We start from the raw sequence: 24,559 nt of genomic DNA on the forward strand, positions 1-24,559 counted from the left end.
TCTCAGCGCTCCGTAGCAGGTCGGTCGGGGTGCGCCAGCTCCAGCATCCGGGTGATGACGCGCTCGGCGGCGAGGCCGTCGTCGAGGTCGCAGAACATGTTCTTGAACTCCCGGTACTTCTCCTGGTAGGAGGCGTGGATGCGCTCGATGTCGCCGAGCGCGTCGATGAGTTCGTCCGAGGTCTGCAACAGCGGGCCCGGGGCCTGGCCCTCGAAGTCGAAGTAGAAGCCCCGCAGCTGATCGCGGTAGTACTCCAGGTCGTAGGTGAAGAACAGCATCGGACGGCCCGTGTTCGCGAAGTCGAACATCAGGGAGGAGTAGTCCGTGATCAGGACGTCCGTGATGAGGTACAGCTCGGCGATGTCCGGGTAGCTGGAGACGTCGAAGACGAAACCGTCCCCGGCGCCGGGCACCGCGTCCACGATGTTGGAGTGCTTGCGCACCAGCAGCACATGGTCGTCGCCGAGCCGCGCGCGCGCCTTCTTCACATCCAGGCGCAGGTCGAACTTGTAGTTGCCGGCCCGGTAGAACTGGTCGTCCCGCCACGTCGGCGCGTACAGCACGATCTTCTTGCCGGCGGGCAGGCCGATCCGCTCGCGGACCTTGGAAGCCAGCTCCGCGGTGTCAGAAGACAGCAGCAGGTCGTTCCTCGGGTACCCCGACTCCAGGACCTCCCCCTCGAACTGGAACGCCCGCTTCATGATGGGCGTCGAGAACCGGTTCGGGGAGACCAGGAAACTCCAGCTGGGCGTCTCCTCCGCCACCTTGGAGAGGTACTTGCGGTCGGCGAACTGCACGCTGTCGATGTCGTGCCCGATCCGCTTCAGCGGGGTCCCGTGCCAGGTCTGCACGATCACCTGGCCCTCGCGGCGCCGGATCCAGTGCGGGAGGTGGGTGTTGGTGACGATGTAGCGGGAGCGGCCGAGGGCCTCGTACCACTCGCGGCTCCAGCGGCGGATCACCCGCACGCCCTCGGGGATCTGCGCCCGCTTGTCCTCGACGACCCAGATGTGCTCCAGCTGGTCGCCCCGGCGCACCAGCTCCTCGTACACCGCGCGCGGTGAGTCGGAGTACTGGCGGCCGGAGAAGGACGCGTACAGGACGGTGTCGCGCAAGGACGCCGTGCGGGCCGTCTCGTACACGCCGGTGCGCAGCTCGCGCTGGCGGTACCAGCCGAACTCGTCCGGCAGCAGGTCGGGGGCCGCCTCGACCAGCAGGCGGTCGAAGAAGCGGTGGGTCAGGGAGTAGTCCCGGCCGCGCACCGCGAACCGCACCGGCAGATCGCCGAGCGCCTCGGGGACGACCCGCAGCGGGACCTCCGTACGGGACTCCGCCGCGCGCGCCGTCAGATACCAGCGGCCCTGGCGCAGCGGGACCTCGCTCAGGCTGTCCGGGACCGGCAGGAAGTCGGCGCGGAACACGCCGTCGACCAGGGCCGCCGGGCTGGAGTGCTCCTCGGAGTGCCGGCTGTGCCGCATGACGATCTCGACGGGCTCGTCGGTCTTCACCGGCAGCGCGCCCGCCAGGACGACCCGGCCCTCGGCGGTGACGGACAGCGAGGAGACCGCGGGCTGCGCGCGCTGGGTGCGCAGCGCCAGCCGGCCCACCCCGTCGTCCGCGACGGCCAGCGTCCGCTCGCCCCAGCCGCACACCGGGGCGCCGTCCAGCGGGTACTGGTGGGTGAGGTCGCCCTCGCCCGCCTGCACCGCCAGCGGGTGCGCCTTCTTGTCGACGGTGACCTCGGCCGACCACTTGTCGGTCAGGTCCCAGTTCGCGACGTCCCGCCCGTCGACGTCCAGGTCCGCGAGCGGCACCGAAGCGGTGAACTCCCGCCCCTCGCGCCGCACTTCGTACGACAGGACGGCCTGCGTCGAGCCGTGGGTCAGCTTCAGGCCCAGCTTGCCCGACACCGCCTCGTGCCCCAGCGCGCCCTTCAGCTCCAGCACGCCGCCGCTCACCCGGTGCCCGGTCAGCCGGGCCCGGACCAGCTCGACCCGCAGATAGATGTGGTCGTCGGCGACGAACGGCACGACCCGTACGTCGGGCTCGACCCAGTACGGCACCGGCGACTCGGCGCTGCCGCTCTCGCCGGCCTTGAGGCGGGTGCGGCGCACGATGCCCTGCTGGACGGTGGCGACGGTCAGCCGCCACACGGCGTCCCGCCAGCCGCCGCGCGCCTTGAACTTGCGCGGGTCGAGGCCGAGGGCGAAGCCGGACCAGTCGTAGTTGTGCAGGGACTGGCCGGAGGTCTGGGTGGCGCGGGCGGCCTGGGTGCGGTCCGGGCGGACCAGGACCGTGCGCCGGCTGCCGGTCTCGCGCAGCATCAGCACCCGCAGCGTGGTCGGCTGGGGGCGTTCGGCGGCGAGGTTGCGGATGTAGGCGTGGCCCTTGATGTGCAGCTTGCCGCCCTGCCAGACGACCTCCTCGGCGCGGGCGCGGGCGGCGAAGTCGTTGTCGACGCGCAGCACCGAACGCGGGACGCTCTCGCCGGTGAGGACCGGGTAGTCGGCGAAGTGCCGCAGGCCCTGGCGGACGACGGGGACGGCGCGGCCGGTCTCGCGCTCGTAGGCGAGCAGTTCCATCAGCTCGTCCAGGCGCTTCTCCTGGATGAGGTGGCACTTCAGGCGCAGCGACACGGGGAGCTTGGGGAAGACGGCCGGGTCGACGCGGCTGAGGAAGTCCGAGGCGCCGGTCAGGAACAGGTCCCGGAACTCGCTGCCCGCCTCGTCCAACACGCCCATGAACAAGGGGAGTTCGTCGGTCACGAAGATCTCGTCGTACCACCGCTTGTGGGCGGCGTACTTCTCGCCGGGCTGGCCGGCGAGGAAGCGGCTGACGGAGTCGCAGGATCTGATGCGGTCGCGGACGTTGACCGGTTCCGTGCGGCGCTGGGTGATCGAGGGGGCGCCGCCGGTGCGCTGGCGCCACAGGTAGACCGGCTCGCCCAGGACGTCGACGGACTTCGCGAGGAAGTGCGCGGGGAGGGTGACGGGCGCGTCCTCGTACAGGATGCCCGGGAACTCGAACGTGTTCCTGTCCCAGAAGGAGCGGCGGAAGACCTTGTTCCACGCGGTGCGGTCGTAGATGAGGTCCTTGTCGCGGCTGATGTGGGTGCGCTCGCGGTCGGTGCGCAGCCGCTTCTGGTGCAGCGGGGACTTGATGATCTCCCCGGCCTTCAGCAGGTTGACGTTCCCGCTGACGAAGTCCGAACCCGTCTTCTCCAGGCTCGCGACGCAGCGTTCGTACGCGTCCGGCAGGACGATGTCGTCGCTGTCGACGAAGGCGAGGAACTCGGCGCCCGCGTCGGCGTGTTCGACGCCGGTGTTGCGGGCCGGGCCGAGGCCCGCGTTCTTCTTCGCGACGACCTTGAAGCGGTCGTCCTTCGCCGCCCACCGCTCGGCGATCGCCAGGCTGCCGTCGGTCGATCCGTCGTCGACGACGATGGCCTCCCAGTCGGTGAAGGTCTGGTCCGCGACCGACTGGAGGCACTCGTCGAGAAAGAGTTCCACGTTGTACACGGGAACGACTACTGACAGACGGGGAGGCATCTGGGGTACTGCGCCTTTCTCAGGGTGAGGGTCCTGCCGGACATGACCGGACTCGCCGGACACGGTAGCTCTAGCCGCCCATGGACGGCCGCGGCGGCTCGGGTTCCTGGCCGAGGAAGACGCGGCGCACGACGCGTTCGGCGGCGCGGCCGTCGTCGAACTCGCAGAACCGGCGGCGGAACTCGGTGCGGGCCTTCGCGGACGCGCTTCCGCTCCAGCGGCCGGAGCGGAAGACGTCGATCAGGTCTTCCTTGGTCGCCGCGATCGGTCCCGGCGACTCTATGCGGAGGTCGAAGTAGGTGCCGCGGGTGGCGCGGTACACCTCCCAGTCGTTGGCGTAGATGACGATCGGGCGGTCCAGGATCGCGTAGTCGAACATCAGCGACGAGTAGTCGGTGAGCAGGCAGTCCGCCGCCAGGTACAGCTCCTCCACGCTCGGGTGGCCGCTCACGTCGACGATGCCGCCGCTGTTGCCGTGCCCGGTGTCGAGGTTGAAGTAGTGGGCGCGGACCAGGACGGTGTACTCGGGGCCGATCTCGTGCGCGAAGTGCTCGACGTCCAGGAGGGGCTGGGGCACCGACTGGTAGTCGCGGTGGGTCGGCGCGTACAGGACGACCTTGGCGTCCTCGGCGAGGCCCAGCTTCTCGCGGGCGGCGCGGCGGTCGGCGTCCGTCGCGTTGACGAGTATGTCGTTGCGCGGGTAGCCGTAGTCCAGCGACGCGTACGCCGTGGAGGGGTAGGCGCGGTCCCAGACGGCGGTGGTGAAGCTGTTGGAGGAGACGCTGTAGTCCCAGCGGTCGACCCGGTCCATCAGCAGGTTCATGTCCAACTGGGCGGCGCCCAGCGGGTATTCGACCTGGTCGACACCCATCCGCTTGAGCGGCGTGCCGTGGTGGGTCTGGACGAAGACCTGGCCGGGCCGCTTGACGACCTTGGTGGGGAAGTTGACGTTGTTGACGAAGTACTTGCTGCGGGCCATCGCCCGCCAGAACGCGAACGAGCCCGGGTGCACGGTCCTGGTCCCGGCCGGCGGCCGGTTGCGCGGACCCGGCTTCAGCACCCACGTCGGCTTCACCCCGGGCGCCAGCTCCCGCAGCTTGCGGTCGATCGCCGCCGGGTTGCAGGAGTAATCGGCGTTCCAGTACGCGGCGAACACGGCCGTGTCCTTCCGCACGGGCAGCATCCGCTGGGCGCGGTAGTACGCCATGAGGACGGCCGTCCGCACCGGCTTCTTCAGCTTGCGGGCCGCCCGGTACGCCTTGCGAGCGGGCCCCCGCAGCTTGCCGGGCAGACGGTTCGCGACGCCTCGTACGCCCTTCTTCCGCGGCTTGGGCTTGCTGACCTGGCCGGCCGGGCGGTGGGTGCGCTCGGACTCCAGGCGGCGGGCGCGGAACTCGGCGCGGGAGCCGGCCGGGAGCCGGCCGGGCATCCGCTCGATCACCCCGAGGTGGAACGCCATCCGCTCGAACAGCGGCCCGCGCCAGCGGTCGAACTCGGGGTGCGCGGCGAGGAAGCCGAAGACCAGGTCGTACTGGTCGAAGACGTCGAAGTGCTTACGGCTCGCGGAGGACAGGATGCTGCCCTGGCGGCGCTGGCGGTAGTGCACGCACACCCGGTCCAGGACCGCGACCGACTCGGCGGCCACCAGCACCGGGTACGTCCACGGCGTGTCCTCGTAGTACCCCGTCGGGTACACGAAGCCCCAGCGCCGCACGAAGTCCCGGCGGTAGGCCTTGTTCCAGGCGACCTGGAGGAGTTCGAGGAGACCCGGGCAGTCGTCGAGGCCGAAGGCGCCGCGCGGGGCGTCGGTGAGGATCTTGCGCTTGGCGTTCGGGGTGACCCGGCCGTCCCAGTACGTGCGGTCGTAGTCGTAGACCAGCAGCTCCGGGTCGCCCGTCGCCTCGATGCGGCCCGCGATCGCCTGGAGCGAGCCCGGCAGCAGCACGTCGTCGCTGTCCAGGAAGATCAGATAGTCGCCCCGGGCCCGCTCCATCCCGACGTTGCGCGCCCGGCCGAGGCCCACGTTCTCTTCCAGCAGGACGGCCACGACCCGCGGGTCGGCGTCCGCGTATTCGGACATGATCGCGCCACAGGCGTCCGGCGACGCGTCGTTGACCGCGATGATCTCGAAGTCCGTGTACGCCTGCCCCAGCACGGAGTCGAGGCAGTCCCGCAGGTACGCCTCCACGCCGTAGGCCGGTACGACGATGCTGAACCGGGGGGCCTGGGAGATTTCGGTGGACTCGGCAGTCATATGTATGGACTCGGGCTTTCGCAGACGGGAGGCGGTCGAGGCGGTGCAGGAGTCGGGCCGGGCCTCGGGGCCTCGGCCCTTAAGAGAGGGGGCGGGGGGCTCGGGTTCCTCGGGGGCCACGGCCCTTACGGCTTCTTTGCCAACGTGTTCTGCCAACGTTCCGCGAACGGCCATGGTTCCGAAGGCCCGCGGTCACGAGGAGCCGCCCGCCGCCGGAACGTCACTCGGATCTGGTCAACGCGTACCCGAGCAGCCGGCGCACCGCGTCCGAGCGGCGGTGGCGCAGCGCGCCCGGGAGCATCGTCAGGGCGTGCAGCCGCATCGACAGATGACGGCGGGCGGACTTCGCGGCCTTGTGCCAGCCGAACGCGTCCAGGTCGTCGGCGACCTCGTTGAAGAAGCGCACCGCCTCCCCGAACCGGCTGCCGGTCGCCGCCTCGGCGGAGGACAGGCTCGCGGAGTGCCGGCGGTAGCGGAACGCGGGCGCCGGGTCGACGACCAGCCGCTCACCGCGCCGGATCAGCTCGATGATCAGCGCCAGGTCCTGGATGACCGAGAGTTCCTCGCGGAACCCGATCGCCTTGACGGCGTCCGCGCGCCAGCAGATCGACGGGAAGTACAGCCAGTTCCCGCCCAGCAGATTCGCCGCCAGCGGTTCACCGGACAGCACCAGACGCTTGCCGTCGCTCGTCTTCGGCGCGTACAGGCGGCGCTTCACCTCGTCACCCAGAGTGGTGACGGGCTGGCCGTGCTCGTCGATGACTTCGACGCCCGGCTGGTAGATCGCCGCCCCGGGCTCCGCCTCGATCGCCGCGCGCAGCGTCTCGACGTAGGCCGGCATCATCAGGTCGTCGCTGCCGAGCATCGTGAAGTGCGTCGCCTCGACGAGGTCCACGCACTTCTGGAAGTTGCGGGTGATCCCGAGGTTGACCTCGTTGCGCAGATAGCGCACCCGCTCGTCGCCGAGGGAGGCGAACCACTCCGGTACGCCCGGCTCGCGGCCGTCGTCGACGACCGTGAGCCGCCAGTCCTTGTCGGTCTGGTCCAGCACACTCCGCACGGCCGCCTGCATCAGCGCCGTGTCGCCGTAGTGCGGCAGCATGATGTCGATGGTCACTTGGCCTTCTTCCGCGCGGGTCCGAGGGTGGCGCGGCGGCTGAAGGCGAGCAGCAGGATCATCCCGATCCGGCCGAGGTACATCGTCGCCTTCCACGGGGACTGGCTCGGCGTGCCCGTCGTGCGCGCGCGCATCGCCACGGGCACCTGCTCGACCCGGTAGCCGGCGCGCACGACGGCGATCGTCGACTCGACGGTGTCCCCCAGGTACTCCACCGGGTACCAGCGCGCGAACGCCGCGATCAGGTCGCGGTCGCAGGCGCGGAAACCGGAGGTGACGTCGGTGAGCTTGGTGCGGGCCATGCGGGAGAGCCAGAACGCGAGGACGAGCATGGCCCAGCGGCGCGGACCCTTGGCCTCGTACTCGCCGGTGCCCGCGAAGCGGGCGCCCATCACCAGGTCGGCGCCCGCTTCCAGGCGCTCGATCAGCTCGGGCACGTTGCGCGGGTCGTGCTGGCCGTCCGCGTCGACCTGGACGGCGATGTCGTAGCCCCGGTCGTGCGCGAACTTGTAGCCGGCGCGCATCGCACCGCCCACGCCGAGGTTGTACGGCAGCTTCAGGACGGTCGCCCCGGCGCCGCGCGCCACGTTCGCCGTGTCGTCGGCCGAGCCGTCGTCGACGACCAGGACATCGACGTCCGGCAGCGTGGAGTGGACCTCCTTGACGACGTCGGCGACGCCGTCGGCCTCGTTCCACGCGGGCATGATGATCAGTACGCGCTTGTCGTCGGTCACTTCAGCTTCTCCGAACCCGAGACCGGACCGGCGGGGACGCCTGCGGTCTCCCGCTCGGCCAGCTGCCCGCGCAGCTCCTGGACGTCGACCCGCAGCAGGGCCACCTCCTCGGAGAGCGTGCGGCCCTCCTCCTCCAGGTGACCCACCTCCCAGCTGAGCTGGAGGCAGACGATGAAGAGGAACGCCACGCTGAGGAACAGCAGCAGGCTCACACCCGAGCGCACCCCGACATTGCGGGCCACCGCGTCCAGTCCGGACGGGAAGAAGCCCAGCGGGATGATCACCATCCCGGTGAAGACCCACAGGAAGGCGTACTTCTCCTTGAGCTTTCGGCGGCGCAGCAGCTCCACGATGCACAGCACCAGGAACACGCCGGTGACCGAGGTCAGCATCCACAACTTCATGCCGCGCTCCGGTAGGTCGGACGACTCATGAGGGAAAAGGCCTGTCTACTCTTCCAGAAGGTGTACCAGGGATGTACTCATGGATGTGCCGGGGTGGACGGCCGCGCAGAGAGGCCGCCGGACTGTGGTCCACTGTCCGTACACATCGACTACCTGGAGTGATGGGATGATGATCACTCTCGTCAGTGCGGCGAACGGTAGCCTACACGAGCGCGAACCACGAGTGACATGAAGGCGACCACCGCGAAAGACCCCGCGGAATAGGCCACCTCGACCCTCGTTCGCAGCTCGAGCGAGCTGAACGTCACCGCCAGCAGAACCGCTGTGCCGACCACCCACGACAGCAGCTGCAACCGGGCTCCGCCGCTGGTCAGCAGGGCCTGACCGAGCACCATCGCCAGCATGTACAGCGTCGTCCCGAGCGACAGCCACGCGAAGTCCACGGCCGTCAGCACGTCCGGCGCCCCGAACAGCACCGGCAGCAGCACCGGACCCAGCGCGGTCGCGCCGATCCCGCCCGCGACCCCGAGACTCCCCGTGATCGTCACCGCCCGCAGCAGCCGCTGCCGGTACCCCGCCCAGTCCCGCTCCGCCACCGCCGACGACAGCCCCGCCAGCAGCGACACCTGGAACGCGCCGAACACGAACAGCGGCACCCGCGCCAGCACCAGCGCCGACAACAATGCCGCGACCAGCGCGTCGTCGTTCGTCGAGATGAGCTTGGTGCTGATGACCGCGATGTTGACGAGGACCTGCGCGAGCAGCGTCGAACCGACCAGCAGACCCAGGTGCTCGATGAACTCCCGCCAGTGCGCGGGCGACCCGTGCCGGGCCCCGGTGAGCACCGGACGCAGCGTCGCGAGCACGGCGAGCAGCGGCGACACCGTCAGCACGGCCGCGAACGCGAACACCGACTTCACCCCGGCGACCGCCAGCAGCCCCGGCAGCACGATCCGCATCGCCCCGTCGAGCCCCAGCTGCGTCCCGTACGCCTTGAACTGCCCGAGCCCCGCCAGCACCCCGCGCGTCACATAGGCGACCGCGAGCGCCGCGAAGGCACCGCCGAGAGCGAGGACGAGGGCCTGGTCGCCGTGGAACAGCAGCCGCGCGAGCGGGGCGGAGAACAGGGCCATCGGCACCAGCACCGCCGCGAGCAGCCCCAGCGACAGCACCGCACCGCGCCGCAGCACCGGCGCGATCCCGTCCCCGTGCACCACCCGCGCCGCGACCAGCCGCGTGATCTCCTGCTCGACCGGGAAGAACAGGCCGAGCCCGATGGACGACACGACCGTCCACAGCACGGAGAAGCTCGCCATGTCGTCGACGTCGAGCGTGTGCCCGGCCGCCGCGAGATGGACGTAGCTCGCGACCCCGAGCAGCGCGGTGCCGGCACCGACGAACGCGGTGCCGGAGGGGAGGGCCGTGGTGATCCGGTCGAGCAGGCTCACGGGCGCGCCCCGGCGGCGATCGCTTTCAGAGCCTGCGCCAACTGCTCTTCCCAGTGCGGCTGTTCGGCCACTCCGGCCTCCGCCCACCGGTCGTGCGCGAGCACGCTGTAGGAGGGCCGCTTCGCCGGGCGCACGAACTTCTCCGACGTCGTCGGCCGGATCCGCTCCGGGTCAAGACCGGCCCGCGCGTACGCGGCACGCGCCAGGTCGAACCAGGTCGCCGTACCGGACGCGGTGCCGTGGTAGACCCCGGCCGGCGCACGGCCGTCGACGGCCGCCTCGCCCAGCGCCACCAGCTGGCGGGACAGCGCGACCGTCCACGTCGGCTGCCCGCGCTGGTCGTCGACCACGTCCAGGGTCTCCTTCGACTCCGCCAGCCTCAGCATCGTCGCCACGAAGTTACGGCCGTGCGCGCCGTACAGCCAGGCCGTGCGGACGACGTAGCCGCGCTCGGGGAGGAGCGCCAGGACCGCCTCCTCGCCGATCAGCTTGCCGCGGCCGTACGCGTTGAGGGGGGCCGTCGGGGCGTCGTGGCGGTAGGGCTCGGTCGCGTCGCCCGCGAAGACGTAGTCGGTGGAGATCTGGATCAGCGCCGCCCCTGAGGAAGCGCAGGCCTCCGCCAGGACGCGTACGCCCTCGCCGTTGACGAGGGTCGCGGCGGGCTCGTCGGTCTCCGCGCCGTCGACGTCCGTCCAGGCGGCGGCGTTGATCACCACGTCGTGGCCGGTGACCGCGGCGCGCACCGCGGCCGGGTCGGTGATGTCGAGTTCCTTGCGCGTGAGCGCGGTGACCTCATGTGCCTCAAGGGTGTCCACGAGGTCGCGGCCGAGCATCCCGCCCGCGCCGGTGATCAGCCAGCGCGTCATGCCGGAAGCGCCGCCTTCGCCTTGAGCGGCTCCCACCAGGCGCGGTTGTCGCGGTACCACTGGACGGTGGCGGCGAGCCCCTGCTCGAAGGTGACCTGCGGCTCGTAACCCAGCTCCGCGCGGATCTTCTCGATCGACAGGGAGTAGCGCAGGTCGTGCCCGAGCCGGTCGGTGACGTGCTCGACGCTGTCCCAGCCCGCGCCGCAGGCGTCGAGGAGGAGACCCGTCAGCTCCTTGTTGGTGACCTCGGTGCCGCCGCCGATGTGGTAGACCTCACCGGCCCGCCCGCCGCGCAGCACCAGCTCGATGCCCCGGCAGTGGTCGGATACGTGCAGCCAGTCCCGGATGTTCAGCCCCTCGCCGTACAGCGGGACCTTCTTGCCGTCCAGCAGGTTCGTCGTGAACAGCGGGATCATCTTCTCCGGGAAGTGGTACTGCCCGTAGTTGTTCGAGCACCGGGTGACGACGACGTCCATGCCGTGCGTGCGGTGGTACGACAGCGCCAGCAGATCCGAGCCCGCCTTCGACGCCGAGTACGGCGAGTTCGGCGCCAGCGGCCAGTCCTCGGTCCAGGAACCCTCGCTGATCGACCCGTACACCTCGTCCGTCGACACGTGCACGAACCGGCCCACGCCGTGCCGCTTGGCCGCGTCCAGCAGGACCTGCGTGCCCAGCACGTTCGTCGTCACGAAGGGGGAGGCGTCCGCGATCGAACGGTCCACGTGCGACTCGGCCGCGAAGTGGACCACCGCGTCCTGCCCGCGCATCACGTCATCGACGGTGGCGTACTCCCGGATGTCACCGTGGACGAACGTGTAGCCCGCCTTGTCCGCCACCGGGGCCAGGTTCTCCCGGTTGCCCGAGTAGGTCAGGTTGTCCAGAACCGTGACCTGCGCGCCCTCACCCGAGGGCAGCTCGTTCAGAAGCAGGGCCCGCACGAACTGCGAACCGATGAACCCGGCGCCGCCGGTGACAAGAATCTTCATAAGAGCCCGCATTGTATGGCGTGGAGGTAAGACACCGTTCGCCGGGCGTTCGGCCCCGGCCGGTTGCGAAGGCCGCGTAGGGAGCCCCTATCAGGCTGCCGTAGGCTGTTTTGTCATGCGTGGAATCCTGCTCGCCGGTGGTACCGGTTCCCGGCTGTGGCCGATCACCCGTGCGGTGTCGAAGCAGCTCATGCCGGTGTTCGACAAGCCGATGATCTATTACCCCCTGTCCACCCTCGTGATGGCCGGACTGCGGGACATCCTCATCATCACCGGACCCGAGGAGCGCCCCCAGTTCGAGCGCCTCCTGGGCGACGGCAGTGACTTCGGCCTGAACCTCCAGTTCGCCACGCAGGACAAGCCCAACGGCATCGCCGAAGCCTTCGTCATCGGGGAAGAGTTCATCGGCGACGACTCGGTTGCCCTCATCCTCGGCGACAACATCTTCCACGGCGTCGGCCTCGGCCGGCAGCTCGCCCAGTACAGCGACCCGGCCGGCGGTGTCGTCTTCGCCCACGCCGTCTCCGACCCCACCGCCTACGGCGTCGTCGACTTCGACGAGCACGGCCGCGCCCGCTCCATCGAGGAGAAGCCGGCGCAGCCGAAGTCCCGGTACGCGGTGCCCGGCCTGTACTTCTACGACAGCCGCGTGGTCGAGATCGCCCGGAACCTGACCCCCAGCGCCCGGGGCGAGCTGGAGATCACCGACGTCAACAAGTACTACCTCGACCGCGGCGAACTCCAGGTCTCCGTCCTCGACCGCGGCACCGTCTGGCTCGACACCGGCACTTTCCAGTCCCTCGTCCAGGCCTCCGAGTACGTCCGCGTCGTCGAGGAACGCCAGGGCATGAAGATCGGCTGCCTCGAAGAGGCGGTCTGGCGCGAGGGCTTCATCGACGACGCCCACCTGCGCACCCTCGCCGGCCCCCTCACCAAGAGCGGCTACGGCGACTACCTCCTCGACCTCCTGAAGTACGGCGCCTGAGAGGACTTGGCATGAAGATCAACCCCCTTGGCATCGAAGGCGCCTGGGAGTTCATCCCCCAGCAGCACGGCGACGCCCGCGGCCTCTTCCTGGAGTGGTACAAGGAAGAGCGCATGGAGGAGGCGGTGGGGCACCCGCTCCGGCTGAAGCAGGCGAACCTCTCCGTCTCGGCGGCCGGCGTGATCCGCGGCATCCACTTCGCGGACGTCCCCCCGGGCCAGGCCAAGTACGTGATGTGCGTCAAGGGCGCGATCCTCGACGTGATCGTGGACGTACGGGTGGGCTCCCCGACCTTCGGCAAGTGGGAGGCGGTCCGCCTCGACGACGAGACCCGCAACGCCGTGTACCTGTCGGAGGGCCTGGGCCACGGCTTCTGCGCGCTGACCGAGGGGGCGACGGTGACGTACCTCTGTTCGGAGGGGTACGCGCCGGAGCGGGAGCACACGATCTATCCGCTGGACACGGAGATCGGGGTGGAGTGGCCGGTGGAGGGGGTCCCGGAACTGTCGGCGAAGGACGCGGAGGGGCCGAGCCTGGAGCGGGCGGGGGAGTTGGGGTTGCTGCCGGGGTATGAGGAGTGCGTGGCGTTCAGGCGTTCCCTCGCCCAGTAGTCCGAACCGCGAAATCGCGAAGCGCCGCTCAACCCCCTCCCGTAAATTGCGAAGTCCGCCGCAGGTCGAAGCAACACCAGTGAGGACACGCAGGGTGACAAGGCAACGGGTGTCAGAGGCACGTCGGATCGTAGTGAAGGTCGGCTCCAGCTCCCTCACCACCGCCACCGGCGGCCTCGACGCCGACAGAGTCGACGCCCTGGTGGACGTCCTCGCCAAGACGAGAAGCGGCGGCGAGAAGGAGATCGTCCTGGTCTCCTCGGGCGCCATCGCCGCCGGCCTCGCCCCGCTGGGCCTGCGCCGCCGCCCCAAGGACCTGGCCCGCCAGCAGGCGGCGGCAAGTGTCGGCCAGGGCCTCCTCGTCGCCCGCTACACCGCCTCCTTCGCCCGCCACGGCGTACGGGTCGGCCAAATCCTCCTCACCAGCGACGACATGAGCCGAAGGGCCCACCACCGCAACGCCTCCCGCACGCTCGGCAAACTGCTCGCGATGGGCGCGTTCCCGATCGTCAACGAGAACGACACGGTCGCCACGGACGAGATCCGCTTCGGCGACAACGACCGCCTCGCCGCACTGGTCGCCCACCTGGTCCACGCCGACCTGCTGGTCCTCCTCTCGGACGTCGACGGCGTGTACGACGGCGACCCCGGCAAACCGGGGACGTCGAGGATCGCGGAGGTCAACGGCCCCGAGGACCTGGCGCACGTCGACATCGGCAGCGCCGGGAAGGCGGGCGTCGGCACCGGCGGCATGGTCACGAAGGTCGAGGCCGCGCGGATCGCCGCGGCGGCCGGCATCCCGGTCGTCCTGACCAGTGCGGTCTTCGCGGCCGAGGCGCTGACCGGCGGCGACACGGGCACGTACTTCCACCCGGCGGGCAAGCGTTCGGCGGACCGCCTGCTGTGGCTCCAGCACGCGTCGACCCCGCAGGGCTCGCTGACGCTGGACGACGGCGCGGTCAAGGCGGTCGTGGAGCGCCGCAAGTCGCTGCTGCCGGCCGGGATCGCGGCCGTCGAGGGCGACTTCAGCGCCGGGGACCCCGTCGAACTGCGCGACCTGACCGGGCGGGCGGTCGCGCGGGGCCTGGTCAACTACGACGCGAAGGAACTGCCCCAACTGCTCGGCCGCTCCACCCGCGAGCTGGCGAAGGAGCTGGGGGCGGCGTACGAGCGGGAGGTCGTGCACCGGGACGACCTGGTGCTGCTCCAGCCGTAGCCGCCTGACGACCGGGTCGAACGCCCCGTACCGGTGGGGGACGTTCCGTGAAACCGCCACAAGGACGGCCGTAGCCTGCTCAACTGGGTTGCGGACCCTGGATGTTCCGCGAAAAGTGCGAGGAGGCCGTCGTGAGACCAGCACGCCCCGGGCCGGCGGCCCGCGGGGGTCTGACCAGCGTCGCGGCCGGCGGCGACTACGAGGAGCCCAAGGACCTGCCCCGGCTGTGGCACGTCACCCTCAGCGTCTCCGGCGCCGCCGTACCGCTGCCGGACCTGCGCCGCGGCCTCGAACAGCTCGCCCATGACCACCCCTTCCTGCTGACCAGCCGCTACGCCGCCGACCACGCGGAGATCCGCTACTGGGAGGAGGCCCGCGACCTGCACGACGCGGCGGCCGTCGCCCTGCGCCTGTGGGGCGAGCACCGCCAGACCGCCGCCCTGCCGTCCTGGGAGATCGTCGGCCTGGAGGTCATCGACCGCGAGACCTACCACCAGCGCATCGCCGAGGGCTACGGCCCACCCCCGGCCGCCCCGGTCGGCGTCCACCCCTTCTGACCCCTTGTCTCGGGGTGTGGACCGCCGGGCGGACGCCCTCGCCGGGCGCACTACGCTTTCTTCCATGACCACGCTCTCGCCCTACGACGCCATGTCCCCGGTCATCGAGGCCGCCTACCGCGCCAAGGCCGCCGCCGCGGACCTCGCGCCGCTGCCCCGGGCCGTGAAGGACGACGCGCTGCTCGCCATCGCGGACGCGCTGGAGGTCCGCACGAGCGAGATCGTGGACGCCAACGCCAAGGACATCGCCAAGGCCCGCGAGGCCGGCACCGCAGAGTCGGTGATCGACCGGCTGACCCTCACCCCGGAGCGGGTGCGGGCCATCGCCTCCGACGTACGGGACGTGGTCGCCCTGCCCGACCCGGTCGGCGAGGTCGTGCGCGGCTCGACCCTCCCCAACGGCATCGACCTGCGCCAGGTCCGCGTCCCGCTGGGCGTCGTCGGCATCATCTACGAGGCCCGCCCGAACGTGACCGTCGACGCCGCCGCGCTCTGCCTGAAGTCCGGCAACGCGGTCCTGCTGCGCGGCTCGGCCTCCGCGTACGCCTCCAACACCGCCCTCGTGCGCGTCCTGCGCGACGCCGTCGGCGGCTCGGGTCTTCCCGCCGACGCCGTCCAGCTGGTCCCCGGCGAGGGCCGCGAGTCGGTGCGCGAGCTGATGCGGGCGCGCGGACTGGTCGACGTCCTCATCCCGCGCGGCGGCGCCTCCCTGATCCGCACGGTCGTCTCCGAGTCGACCGTCCCCGTCATCGAGACCGGCACCGGCAACTGCCACGTCTACGTCGACGCGGACGCCGACCTCGACATGGCCGTCGACATCCTGATCAACTCCAAGGCCCACCGCGTCAGCGTCTGCAACGCGGCCGAGACGCTCCTGGTCCACCAGGACATCGCCGCCGACTTCCTCCCCCTCGCCCTGGACGCCCTCGCCGAGGCGGGCGTCACCGTCCACGCCGACGAGCGGGTCATGGCGTACGCGAAGGACTCCAAGGCGACGGTCGTCGAGGCCACGGCGGAGGACTGGGAGACCGAGTACCTCTCCTACGACATCGCCGCCGCCGTCGTCGACTCGCTGGACAAGGCCGTCGAGCACATCCGGCTGTGGACCTCCGGCCACACCGAGGCCATCGTCACCACCTCCCAGCAGGCCGCCCGGCGCTTCACCCAGCTGGTCGACTCCACGACCGTCGCCGTCAACGCCTCCACCCGCTTCACCGACGGCGGCCAGTTCGGCTTCGGTGCGGAGATCGGCATCTCCACGCAGAAGCTGCACGCGCGCGGGCCGATGGGGCTGCCGGAGCTGACCAGCACGAAGTACATCGTCACGGGCGACGGGCACGTCCGGCGCTGAAGCCTGGCGGCGTGACGGCCGTCTCATCGGGTGCGCGAATATGCGGACGGCCTGTCCGAACCGTTACCTCAGGTCTACTCTGGAGAGGTGCCGGAGGACGTGGGGGGCACGCCGTTCTCGGACGGCCGCGAGCCCGACGACGACCAGGACCGCGGGGTGACGGACGAAGAGTTCGCCTCCGTGGTGTTCGACGAGGCCTTCGTCAAGGCGGCGGTGTTCCATGAGCCGACCGCCGTCGAACGCCTCCTGGCCGCCGCCGAGGCCAGAGCCGCCGAGGCCGAGTCACGCCGCCTCGCGTACGGCCCCGAGGGTTTCGGCCATGATCCCGAGGACGACGCCGAGGACTCCTCCGACGTCGACGGCATGTACTCGCCGTACGGCAGGCAGAGCCGCTGGCACCGGCCCGTCGCCTGGGTCCTCGCGCTCATCATGGGCATCGGCATGATCGCGTTCGCCTTCGCCGCCGTCTACCGGGGCGCCTCCGGCTCCAGCCGCGACCAAGGGCCCTCCCCGGCGCCGACCGGACTTGAGCAAGGCGGTACGTCCGGGCCCCCGGCCGCCGCCGAGTACTCTCCGCCGGCGCTCTCGGCACGGCCCGGCCCCCGGTGAGCCTCTTCCTGACGGCCTCTCAGAAGTTGTCGTGTACCAGGGCGTTTACCTGAGCCTCACACGACCTACTCTGAAGGTATGAGCGGGACTGGAGACCCACCGGAGGGGACACCCGAGGGCGCTCCCGCAGGTGGAGAGGACGAGTACCGATCCGTCGTCTTCGACGAGTCGTTCGTGCGCGCTGCCCGCTTACAGGAGTACTCGGCGCGGGAGCGGATGGCCGATCACGCGCCCGCCGTCCGGCGCCGGCCGCCGCTGCGGCGCGGGCTCACCCGGCAGGCGGCCGTCCTCGTCGTCCTCATCATGGTCGCGTTCGGTACGGCGATCTATATGGGCGTCCGCAGCCCTTATCAGTCCCCCTCTGCGAGACGGCCCGTGGAGCCGCTGCGGATGACGGTCGTTCCGCTGGCGCCCACCGTCGCCGTGCCCGGGGGCGCCGATCCCGAGCAGCTGTACGACCGCAGTCCCGCCGCGCAGTTCCGGATCGGGGCGGAGGGGATCACGCTGCCCGCGGCGCGCGGTACGGGGCACTTCACCGAGAGCCAAGTCGTCGCCGCGCTCACCACCGCCAAGGACTACATCGTGCGGTCCGCGCTGTATCCCGAGGTGCTGACCGGGCAGCAGGTGCGGGCGGCCCGGATACTGCTCGACACCGATCAACTGGACCAGTTCGACGAGAGTTTCGCCCACCCGGCGGCGGACGGGCACCACGCTCCCACTGGCTGGCTGGTCCGCTTCGACCCCGGGCGGGTGCAGCTCGCGGATCGTAAGGTGCGGGTTCAAGGGAGCCTGGAGGTCGGGGAGTTGGACTCTACGACGCTTGAGGTGACGGCGGATCACGTTTTCGTGTACGCGGTGCGGTCCGCCGGGGGGTCGGGGGAGGCGTCGCTGTTCACGGTGCGGCGGGAGATGCAGTTCCGGTTCGACGCGGATGACCTGCGGTTGCACCAGGCTCAGCTGAACTCGTCGTACGTACAGGCGGGGCCGTTGTCGTGCGGGGTGGATTCGGTGGGGTATTTGCGGCCGTTGCTGGCGGGGGAGAGGGCTGAGGGGGGTGGGCCGACGGGGACGGATCTGTTTGTGAGTGGGGGGGTGGGGGCGGTGTGTGGGGTGTTGCGGTAGGGGGCGGCTTTCCCACCGTCGTGGCTGGTCGCGCAGTTCCCCGCGCCCCTAAAAGACGTGCAGCCGCCGCCAGTTGAGAAGCTCACGGAGAGAGGCTGAGCGCGCTCACGCGGCGGAGCCGCACATTTGATACAGCCCCGCGCCCCTAAAAGCGTGCGGTGGCCGGAAGCTGAGAAGCTGGCGGAGAGGCGCGGGACTGTGCCGAACTGCGGCTCCGCCGCGTGGGCGCGCTCAGCCCCTGCCCGTCGGCTTTTCAACTGGCGGTGGTCGTACGTCTTTTAGGGGCGCGGGGCTGTATCGATGTGCGGCTCCGCCGCGTGGGCGCGACCAGCCCCCCACCCCGCCGCACCCGACCCGCTACCCCTCCTCCGATCCCCCCTGCCCCTCCCCCCGATCCTTCGTCTGTGTAGACCCCCCGAACCCGAACCCCTTCTTCACCCTGCCGCCCAAGTCCCCGGCCCCGCCCGCGATGTCGCTCACCAGCTTCATCAGGGGGTCCTTGGAGTTCTTCACGTCGGTCGCGTAGCTGGCGGCCGATTCGCGGATCGAGTCGGTTACCGACGTGTCCTTGTCCTCCTCGCGGCGCGGATAGTGGCCGTCCATGAGGCGCTGGTAGTCGCGGGACTCGGCCCACCGCTTCAGCTCGGCCGCGCGGACCGTCGTGAAGGGATGCGAGCGGGGCAGAACGTTCAGGATCTTCAGGACCGAGTCACGGAGGTCGCCGCCGGCCTCGTACTCCTCGGCCTGCTTGAGGAACGCGTCGACGTTCATCTCATGGAGGTGGTTGCCCCCGGCGATCTTCATGAGGCCCCGCATGGAGGCCTGGAGGTCCTGGCCGACCAGGAGCCCCGCACGGTCGGCGGACAGTTCCGACTTGCGGAACCACTCCCGCAGCGCCGTGACGATCGCCATGATCGCGAGGTTCCCGAGCGGGATCCAGGCCACCCGGAGCGCGAGGTTGGTGAGGAAGAGGAGGATCGTGCGGTAGACGGAGTGGCCGGAGAGGGCGTGGCCCACCTCATGGCCGACGACCGCGCGCATCTCCTCCTCGTCGAGGAGCTCGACGAGACCGGTCGTCACGACGATGATCGGCTCGTCGAGACCGATGCACATCGCGTTGGGCTGCGGATCCTGGTTGACGTACATCGGCGGGACCTTTTCGAGGTCCAGGATGTCGCAGGCGTCGATCAGCATCCCGTGCAGATGCGCGAACTGCTGCTCGGAGACGCGGACGGAGTCGGAGAGGAACAGCAGGCGCAGGCTGCGCTCCGGGAGGAGTCCGCTGAGCGCCTTGAACACCGTGTCGAAGCCGCTCAGCTTGCGCAGGGCGACCAGGGCGGAACGGTCTGCGGGGTGCTCGTACGCACGCGAGGAGATCCCGGGGAACCGCCTGCGCTGCCTGCTCGGCACGTTCTCGTGCCCACCCTGCTCTTGGCCGTCGGACATGTCATCCCCCATGTGCGGTTGAGTGGCTCTTTGCGGACCCTTGTGCGGTCCTTTGTGCCCCCGAGGCTGCTTCCAGCCTAGGCGGAGTTACGGTGGACGGGCACTAGACCTGAAGGAGTCCCGCGCCATGGAGCACACCCCCGCCACCTGGCTCGCCGCGGCCATGAACGCCGCCGACCAGCAGGGGCCGGGCAATCTGCTCCGGGTCGTGCTTCTCGTGATGCTCGTGGGCTGTGTACTGACCGCGTGGTTCCTGTTGCGTGGCTACAAGCGGAAAGACGACTGACGCTCCGCGAAAGTTCCCCGCGCCCCGCGAGAGCGCGCCCCCCTTACCTATTGGCGGAGTCGGCGTGATCGCCGCCGAGCCGCCCGCTTACCATGGGCCGACGTTCTTCTGCCGCCCACACCGGATAGGTCCTGACGAAGATGAACCTCCACAGCGCCGCTGCCCAGTTGGTCACCCTCGCCGCCGAGGGCGAGGGGCACGGTGGCAACCACGAGAGCCTCAACCCGCTGGTCACCGGCGGCTCCGCGTTCCTGATCCTGCTGCTCCTGCTGTGGATCACCACCCGCTTCAACCGCGACCGCTGACCGGTCCCCAACCACTCGGGCAACCTCCGGCCAAGGCTAGGGCCTGTCCGGCGGATCCTGCTGGGGTCGCGGGGTCTGGCACGCACTCCCCCAAGCTCTTCGAGCAGGGGGTACCCCCAGGCGTTGTCGTCGGTTGCCGACGTCCCCCAGCCTTCGGCCGGGAGGTGCCCCCACCGCGTCGCCCGCCGCGGCAGCGGCAGATGTCAGCGTCTCCTCCGCCTTGCAGCTGCACGCACCAGACCCCGCTCAGGTAAGCCGGTCAGACACCGTTCGCTGTCGGCCAGCCGGATCCGCCGGACAGGCCCTAGGCCCGGGCCGGTAGGGTCGCACGCATGGGAGAGCAGGACATGCCTACCGGCCCGTCGAATCCGGGCAAGCGCCGCCTCGGCGTCATGGGCGGGACGTTCGATCCGATCCACCACGGACACCTCGTGGCGGCCAGCGAGGTCGCCGCGCAGTTCCATCTGGACGAGGTCGTGTTCGTCCCGACCGGTCAGCCCTGGCAGAAGTCCCACCGCGCGGTCTCCGCGGCGGAGGACCGCTATCTGATGACGGTCATCGCGACCGCCGAGAACCCCCAGTTCTCGGTGAGCCGCATCGACATCGACCGGGGCGGCCCGACGTACACCGTCGACACCCTGCGCGACCTGCGGGCCCTCAACCCCGACACCGACCTGTTCTTCATCACCGGCGCCGACGCCCTCGCACAGCTGCTGACCTGGCGCGACGCCGACGAACTGTTCTCCCTGGCGCACTTCATCGGCGTCACACGCGTGGGCTACCACCTCGCCGACCCCGGACTGCCCAAGGGCATCGTCTCCCTGGTCGAGGTCCCCGCGCTCGCCATCTCCTCCACCGACTGCCGCGCGCGCGTCGCCAAGGGCGACCCCGTCTGGTATCTGGTGCCGGACGGTGTCGTGCGCTACATCGACAAGCGCGAGCTGTACCGCGGCGAGTGAGGCGAGCGAGCCGAGAAGGGGTGCCGGTGAACGACCGTTACGACGCTGACCAGGACCAGGGCGAGACCCCGTACGAACTCGTCGGCTACGACGACTACGGCCGCCCGATCTACGGCCAGGTCCCCCAGCAGCAGCCCCGCCAGCCGTACGCCCAGTACCCCGCGTACGACTACCAGGGCTACCCGCAGCAGGGCTACGGCCAGCAGCAGTACCCCCAGCAGACCCAGCCCTACGACCAGAGCCAGGGCTACGGGCAGCAGCAGCCGTACGGCTACGACGCGTACGGCGCCCAGACCCACCAGCAGACCCACACCCAGGCGCCCCAGCAGACCCAGGCCCCCGCCGAGCAGCAGACCGCCTACATCCCCCCGCAGACCGCCCAGGAGCCCGAGCCGCAGCCGGCTGAGACCCCCAAGGACGAGCAACGGGAGTACCACACCGAGCAGTTCGCGTTCGTCGAGGAGGCCGAGGGCAACTCCGAGGACGTCATCGACTGGCTGAACTTCACGGAGAACCGCACCGAGCGCCGCGAGGAGGCCAAGAAGCGGGCGCGCAGCCGCCTCGTCGCCCTGGCCGTCGTCCTCGCCCTGGTCGTCGTCGGCGGCGTCGGCTATCTGCTGCTCGGCTCCGGCGACTCCGCAGGCGGCTCCAAGGCGGCCGCCGCCACGGCCGGCGGCGCGCAGAAACGCGACGTGATCGTCGTACACCTCCACGACACCGCCAAGGGCGGCACCTCCACCGTGCTCCTGGTCGACAACAGCACGGCGAAGCAGGGGACGACGGTGCTGCTGCCCAACTCGCTGGTCGTGACGACCGACGACGGGACGACGACCACGCTCGCCAAGTCCGTCGACGACGACGGGTCCTCCGGGACCCGGGACGCGCTGGACACCGTGCTGGGCACGGAGATCGAGGGGACCTGGCGGCTGGACACGCCGTATCTCCAGAACCTCGTCGACCTGGTCGGCAGCATCGAGGCCGACACCAACGTCGCCGTCCCCGACCCGGCCGCCAAGAAGGGGCAGGCGCCGCTCGTCGCCAAGGGGTCCGGGCAGACGCTGAGCGGGAAGATGGCCGTCGCGTACGCCACCTACCGCGCGGAGGACGAGTCGCAGGACGCGCAGCTGGAGCGGTTCGGGCAGGTCGTGCAGGGGGTGCTGCGCAAGGTGTCGACGGACGCGGGCGCGGCGACGGTCACCGTGCAGACCCTCGCGCAGATCCTGGACCCCTCGCTCACCGACAAGGACCTGGGCACGTTCCTCGCGGGGCTCGCGGAGCTGGCGAAGGGCGGCGACTACAAGACGTCCCTGCTGCCCGTGCAGAGCGACGGCACCCTGGACGCCAAGGCGAGCGCCGACGTCGTCAAGACCGTCCTCGGCGGCACCGCGAAGAGCCCGGAGAAGGGCGCCGCCGTCGCCGTCTCCGTACAGAACGCGACGGGGAAGAAGAGCCGGACCGAGGAGGCGCGGGTCACGCTGCTCAACGGCGGGTTCACGTTCCTGGACGGGGGGACGGACAGCGAGCGGCCGGCGTCGGCCGTCACCTACGGGGATCCTTCCGACAAGGAGAACGCGACCGAGGTCGCCAAGACGCTGGGGCTGCCGGAGAGCGCGGTCAAGGCGGGCGAGGGGGCGTCGAACGCGGACGTCACGGTGGTCCTGGGGACGGACTTCAAGCCGTCGGCGTCGTAGCGGCACCAAGGGAGAAGGGGCTGTCGGTGGTCCGTGAGACCCTTGAAGGGCCAACGACCCCCGACGGAAGACCGTGCAGTGACCGCCACCGACCGCTCGCTCCAACTCATCACGACCGCCGCCCAGGCCGCGGCCGACAAGCTCGCGCACGACATCATCGCCTACGACGTCAGCGACGTCCTGTCGATCACCGACGCCTTCCTGCTGGCCTCGGCGCCCAACGACCGCCAGGTCAAGTCCATCGTGGACGAGATCGAGGAGCGGCTGCTGAAGGAGCTGGGCGCCAAGCCCGTGCGCCGCGAGGGCGACCGGGACGCCCGCTGGATCCTCCTCGACTACGTCGACATCGTCGTCCATGTCCAGCACAGCGAGGAGCGGGTCTTCTACGCGCTGGAGCGGCTGTGGAAGGACTGCCCCGAGCTGGAGCTGCCCGCCGAGGCCAAGGCGACCCGCGGCAAGGCGGAGGAGCACGCGAAGCAGAAGGCCGCCGAGGACGACGGGGACCAGTGGTGAGCGCGACGGGTGAGGTGAGCGACGGGAAGGCAGGCCGGGGGCGCCGCCTCATCCTGTGGCGGCACGGGCAGACCGCGTGGAACGTGGAGCGCCGCTTCCAGGGCTCCACGGACGTCGAGCTGACCGGCACGGGTGTCGGCCAGGCCCGCCGCGCGGCCCGGCTGCTCGCCTCCCTGAAGCCCGACGCGATCATCGCCTCGGACCTCTCCCGCGCGGCCCGCACGGCCGCCGAGCTGGCCACCCTGACCGGCCTGGAGATCACCCACGACGAGGCCCTGCGCGAGACCTACGCGGGCGTCTGGCAGGGGCTCACGCACGAGGAGATCGTCGCCCGGTACGGCTCCGAGTACGCCGCGTGGAAGCGCGGGGAGCCGGTGCGCCGGGGCGGCGGCGAACTGGAGACGGAGGTCGCCGACCGGGCGGCTCCCGTGGTGCTGCGGCACGCCGACAAGCTGCCCGACGACGGCACCCTGGTCGTCGTCAGCCATGGCGGGACGATCCGCACGACCATCGGCCGGCTGCTCGGGCTCGAGGCGCGCAACTGGGAGAGCCTGGGCGGGCTTTCCAACTGCTGCTGGTCGGTGCTCGGGGAGGGCGCCCGGGGGTGGCGGCTGCTGGAGCACAACGCGGGGACGCTGCCCGAGCCGGTGCTCGGGGACGACGACTGAGGGCCTGGTGAGGGCCCTGCCGGGGCCTTGCGGCGGGTCTTGCCGGGGTGCGTAGCGCGGATTTCACTTTCCGGCAGGTCGCAGGCTAGAGTTCTTCTTGTTCGCCCGGCCAGCCGGAACGGGAAGAACGCGAGGGGCTATAGCTCAGTTGGTAGAGCGCCTGCATGGCATGCAGGAGGTCAGGAGTTCAATTCTCCTTAGCTCCACAGAGGTTTGTGAAAGATCCCGTCCCGGGAAGGGGCGGGATCTTTTCGTTTCCGGTTTGAGTCGGTCAGGGGTCCACAGGCGTATACCTCTGTGTCCGGACTGGTACTGATGCGTCGCTGACCGTGTCGGCCCGTCCGTGGCAGAATCAAACGGCCGGAAGGGGGCGGCCCGACGGTGCGACACTCCCGGGAGCTGACCTATGGGTGCACACAGGCGGAAGTGCGACTGGTGCGGCAGCGGCACCCCGATCGTGCGGGACATGGAGCCGGTCAACTCCAAGTACCAGTACTGGTGCGAGGAGTGCGCGCGGGCGCTGATCATAAAGGGCGACCCCATCGAGACGTACCGCGAGCTTGAGGGGGAGCCGATCTATGGGCGGCTGCTGGAGGAGCACTGCACTCTCAAGCGGTTCTATTCGTTCGTGATGACGTGACCAGTCGAAGTGGTCATTCCGGCCAATCCGGACAGATCGGAATCGATTTGGTGGTCCACGCCCTCGGCCGGTAATGTTCTCGATGTCGCCGGGGGGAACCCCGGGAACGACAGCGAGGGGCTATAGCTCAGTTGGTAGAGCGCCTGCATGGCATGCAGGAGGTCAGGAGTTCAATTCTCCTTAGCTCCACAGTGAATCCCGCTGGATCAGTTGATGATCCGGCGGGATTTTTCGTGCGCGGTC

General features: G+C 70.2%; 23 protein-coding genes and 2 tRNA genes. 16 read left to right on the top strand and 9 right to left on the bottom strand.

Features of this window, described 5'->3' with window-relative positions:
- Positions 1-2 precede the first annotated feature (2 nt).
- From ACYUD3_RS24190 to rfbB, 8 genes are all read right to left on the bottom strand, one after another.
- A complete protein-coding gene (locus ACYUD3_RS24190; protein ID WP_470973332.1) occupies positions 3-3,548 on the bottom strand; it encodes a bifunctional glycosyltransferase/CDP-glycerol:glycerophosphate glycerophosphotransferase in 3,546 nt (1,181 codons plus the stop codon).
- A gap of 70 nt (positions 3,549-3,618) precedes the next feature.
- Entirely contained in the window at positions 3,619-5,802 is a 2,184-nt protein-coding gene (locus tag ACYUD3_RS24195) for a bifunctional glycosyltransferase/CDP-glycerol:glycerophosphate glycerophosphotransferase (protein WP_470973335.1), read from the bottom strand.
- 220 nt (positions 5,803-6,022) lie between these two features.
- The gene (locus tag ACYUD3_RS24200) at positions 6,023-6,919 is read right to left on the bottom strand and encodes a glycosyltransferase family 2 protein (protein WP_470973338.1); all 897 of its coding nucleotides are present in this window, start codon (positions 6,917-6,919) and stop codon (positions 6,023-6,025) included.
- Entirely contained in the window at positions 6,916-7,653 is a 738-nt protein-coding gene (locus tag ACYUD3_RS24205; RefSeq protein ID WP_470973341.1) for a glycosyltransferase family 2 protein, read from the bottom strand. Before ACYUD3_RS24205 ends, ACYUD3_RS24200 begins: the two co-directional genes overlap by 4 nt.
- Positions 7,650-8,057: a DUF2304 domain-containing protein gene (locus ACYUD3_RS24210; RefSeq protein ID WP_470973344.1), complete on the bottom strand. Its 408-nt coding sequence runs from the start codon at positions 8,055-8,057 to the stop codon at positions 7,650-7,652. The genes ACYUD3_RS24205 and ACYUD3_RS24210 overlap by 4 nt, the downstream gene beginning before the upstream one ends.
- Before the next feature lie 182 nt (positions 8,058-8,239).
- Positions 8,240-9,505 carry a lipopolysaccharide biosynthesis protein gene (locus tag ACYUD3_RS24215; protein WP_470973347.1) on the bottom strand — a complete coding sequence of 422 codons (1,266 nt, stop codon included), beginning with the start codon at positions 9,503-9,505 and terminating at the stop codon, positions 8,240-8,242.
- A complete protein-coding gene (rfbD, locus tag ACYUD3_RS24220) occupies positions 9,502-10,371 on the bottom strand; it encodes a dTDP-4-dehydrorhamnose reductase (RefSeq protein WP_470973349.1) in 870 nt (289 codons plus the stop codon). Before rfbD ends, ACYUD3_RS24215 begins: the two co-directional genes overlap by 4 nt.
- Positions 10,368-11,357 carry a dTDP-glucose 4,6-dehydratase gene (gene rfbB, locus ACYUD3_RS24225; protein WP_470973352.1) on the bottom strand — a complete coding sequence of 330 codons (990 nt, stop codon included), beginning with the start codon at positions 11,355-11,357 and terminating at the stop codon, positions 10,368-10,370. The genes rfbD and rfbB overlap by 4 nt, the downstream gene beginning before the upstream one ends.
- A gap of 115 nt (positions 11,358-11,472) precedes the next feature.
- Between rfbB and rfbA the strand changes: the two genes are divergently transcribed.
- From rfbA to ACYUD3_RS24260, 7 genes are all read left to right on the top strand, one after another.
- Positions 11,473-12,342, top strand: coding sequence for a glucose-1-phosphate thymidylyltransferase RfbA (gene rfbA, locus ACYUD3_RS24230; RefSeq protein WP_470973355.1), 870 nt, complete (start codon positions 11,473-11,475; stop codon positions 12,340-12,342).
- Positions 12,343-12,359: 17 nt separating this feature from the next.
- Positions 12,360-12,953, top strand: coding sequence for a dTDP-4-dehydrorhamnose 3,5-epimerase (rfbC, locus tag ACYUD3_RS24235; RefSeq protein ID WP_470974194.1), 594 nt, complete (start codon positions 12,360-12,362; stop codon positions 12,951-12,953).
- 109 nt (positions 12,954-13,062) lie between these two features.
- Positions 13,063-14,169 (top strand): glutamate 5-kinase, encoded by a 1,107-nt coding sequence (gene proB / locus ACYUD3_RS24240; protein ID WP_470973358.1) that lies wholly within the window; start codon positions 13,063-13,065, stop codon positions 14,167-14,169.
- Between the two features lie 131 nt (positions 14,170-14,300).
- Positions 14,301-14,726: a hypothetical protein gene (locus tag ACYUD3_RS24245; RefSeq protein WP_470973361.1), complete on the top strand. Its 426-nt coding sequence runs from the start codon at positions 14,301-14,303 to the stop codon at positions 14,724-14,726.
- 64 nt (positions 14,727-14,790) lie between these two features.
- A complete protein-coding gene (locus ACYUD3_RS24250; RefSeq protein WP_470973363.1) occupies positions 14,791-16,077 on the top strand; it encodes a glutamate-5-semialdehyde dehydrogenase in 1,287 nt (428 codons plus the stop codon).
- Positions 16,078-16,164: 87 nt separating this feature from the next.
- Positions 16,165-16,686: an SCO2584 family spore wall biosynthesis protein gene (locus tag ACYUD3_RS24255; RefSeq protein WP_470973366.1), complete on the top strand. Its 522-nt coding sequence runs from the start codon at positions 16,165-16,167 to the stop codon at positions 16,684-16,686.
- 78 nt (positions 16,687-16,764) lie between these two features.
- Complete coding sequence (locus tag ACYUD3_RS24260) at positions 16,765-17,808, top strand: SCO2583 family membrane protein (RefSeq protein ID WP_470973369.1); 1,044 nt, start codon at positions 16,765-16,767, stop codon at positions 17,806-17,808.
- A gap of 357 nt (positions 17,809-18,165) precedes the next feature.
- Here the strand turns inward: ACYUD3_RS24260 and ACYUD3_RS24265 are convergent, their stop codons facing one another.
- Positions 18,166-19,266 (bottom strand): M48 family metallopeptidase, encoded by a 1,101-nt coding sequence (locus tag ACYUD3_RS24265; RefSeq protein ID WP_470973371.1) that lies wholly within the window; start codon positions 19,264-19,266, stop codon positions 18,166-18,168.
- A gap of 115 nt (positions 19,267-19,381) precedes the next feature.
- Between ACYUD3_RS24265 and ACYUD3_RS24270 the strand changes: the two genes are divergently transcribed.
- From ACYUD3_RS24270 to ACYUD3_RS24310, 9 genes are all read left to right on the top strand, one after another.
- Entirely contained in the window at positions 19,382-19,540 is a 159-nt protein-coding gene (locus ACYUD3_RS24270; RefSeq protein ID WP_470973374.1) for a hypothetical protein, read from the top strand.
- A gap of 140 nt (positions 19,541-19,680) precedes the next feature.
- Entirely contained in the window at positions 19,681-19,845 is a 165-nt protein-coding gene (locus tag ACYUD3_RS24275) for a hypothetical protein (RefSeq protein ID WP_470973377.1), read from the top strand.
- Between the two features lie 332 nt (positions 19,846-20,177).
- On the top strand, positions 20,178-20,804 hold the full coding sequence (nadD, locus tag ACYUD3_RS24280) for a nicotinate-nucleotide adenylyltransferase (protein WP_470973379.1): 627 nt from the start codon (positions 20,178-20,180) through the stop codon (positions 20,802-20,804).
- A 26-nt stretch (positions 20,805-20,830) separates the two neighbouring features.
- Positions 20,831-22,495, top strand: a complete 1,665-nt coding sequence (locus ACYUD3_RS24285; protein ID WP_470973381.1) for an LCP family protein — start codon at positions 20,831-20,833, stop codon at positions 22,493-22,495.
- 78 nt (positions 22,496-22,573) lie between these two features.
- Complete coding sequence (gene rsfS / locus ACYUD3_RS24290; RefSeq protein WP_470973384.1) at positions 22,574-23,008, top strand: ribosome silencing factor; 435 nt, start codon at positions 22,574-22,576, stop codon at positions 23,006-23,008.
- Entirely contained in the window at positions 23,005-23,676 is a 672-nt protein-coding gene (locus ACYUD3_RS24295) for a histidine phosphatase family protein (protein ID WP_470973386.1), read from the top strand. Before rsfS ends, ACYUD3_RS24295 begins: the two co-directional genes overlap by 4 nt.
- A 133-nt stretch (positions 23,677-23,809) precedes the next feature.
- Positions 23,810-23,882 (top strand) — tRNA-Ala (locus ACYUD3_RS24300).
- A 200-nt stretch (positions 23,883-24,082) separates the two neighbouring features.
- Complete coding sequence (locus tag ACYUD3_RS24305) at positions 24,083-24,316, top strand: hypothetical protein (RefSeq protein ID WP_470973389.1); 234 nt, start codon at positions 24,083-24,085, stop codon at positions 24,314-24,316.
- Positions 24,317-24,432: 116 nt separating this feature from the next.
- Positions 24,433-24,505, top strand: a tRNA-Ala gene (locus ACYUD3_RS24310).
- The last annotated feature ends 54 nt before the right edge of the window (positions 24,506-24,559 follow it).

Source organism: Streptomyces sp. AMJ-169 (assembly GCF_055597585.1).

Bases quoted from the DNA above. Each gene is read 5' to 3' on its own strand.
- ACYUD3_RS24305 (WP_470973389.1), top strand. From the start codon at position 24,083: ATGGGTGCACACAGGCGGAAGTGCGACTGGTGCGGCAGCGGCACCCCG.
- rfbA (WP_470973355.1), top strand. From the start codon at position 11,473: ATGCGTGGAATCCTGCTCGCCGGTGGTACCGGTTCCCGGCTGTGGCCG.
- ACYUD3_RS24195 (WP_470973335.1), bottom strand. From the start codon at position 5,802: ATGACTGCCGAGTCCACCGAAATCTCCCAGGCCCCCCGGTTCAGCATC.
- ACYUD3_RS24190 (WP_470973332.1), bottom strand. From the start codon at position 3,548: ATGCCTCCCCGTCTGTCAGTAGTCGTTCCCGTGTACAACGTGGAACTC.
- ACYUD3_RS24260 (WP_470973369.1), top strand. From the start codon at position 16,765: ATGAGCGGGACTGGAGACCCACCGGAGGGGACACCCGAGGGCGCTCCC.
- rfbD (WP_470973349.1), bottom strand. From the start codon at position 10,371: ATGACGCGCTGGCTGATCACCGGCGCGGGCGGGATGCTCGGCCGCGAC.
- ACYUD3_RS24275 (WP_470973377.1), top strand. From the start codon at position 19,681: ATGAACCTCCACAGCGCCGCTGCCCAGTTGGTCACCCTCGCCGCCGAG.
- rfbB (WP_470973352.1), bottom strand. From the start codon at position 11,357: ATGAAGATTCTTGTCACCGGCGGCGCCGGGTTCATCGGTTCGCAGTTC.
- nadD (WP_470973379.1), top strand. From the start codon at position 20,178: ATGGGAGAGCAGGACATGCCTACCGGCCCGTCGAATCCGGGCAAGCGC.
- ACYUD3_RS24210 (WP_470973344.1), bottom strand. From the start codon at position 8,057: ATGAAGTTGTGGATGCTGACCTCGGTCACCGGCGTGTTCCTGGTGCTG.
- ACYUD3_RS24270 (WP_470973374.1), top strand. From the start codon at position 19,382: ATGGAGCACACCCCCGCCACCTGGCTCGCCGCGGCCATGAACGCCGCC.
- ACYUD3_RS24265 (WP_470973371.1), bottom strand. From the start codon at position 19,266: ATGGGGGATGACATGTCCGACGGCCAAGAGCAGGGTGGGCACGAGAAC.
- ACYUD3_RS24250 (WP_470973363.1), top strand. From the start codon at position 14,791: ATGACCACGCTCTCGCCCTACGACGCCATGTCCCCGGTCATCGAGGCC.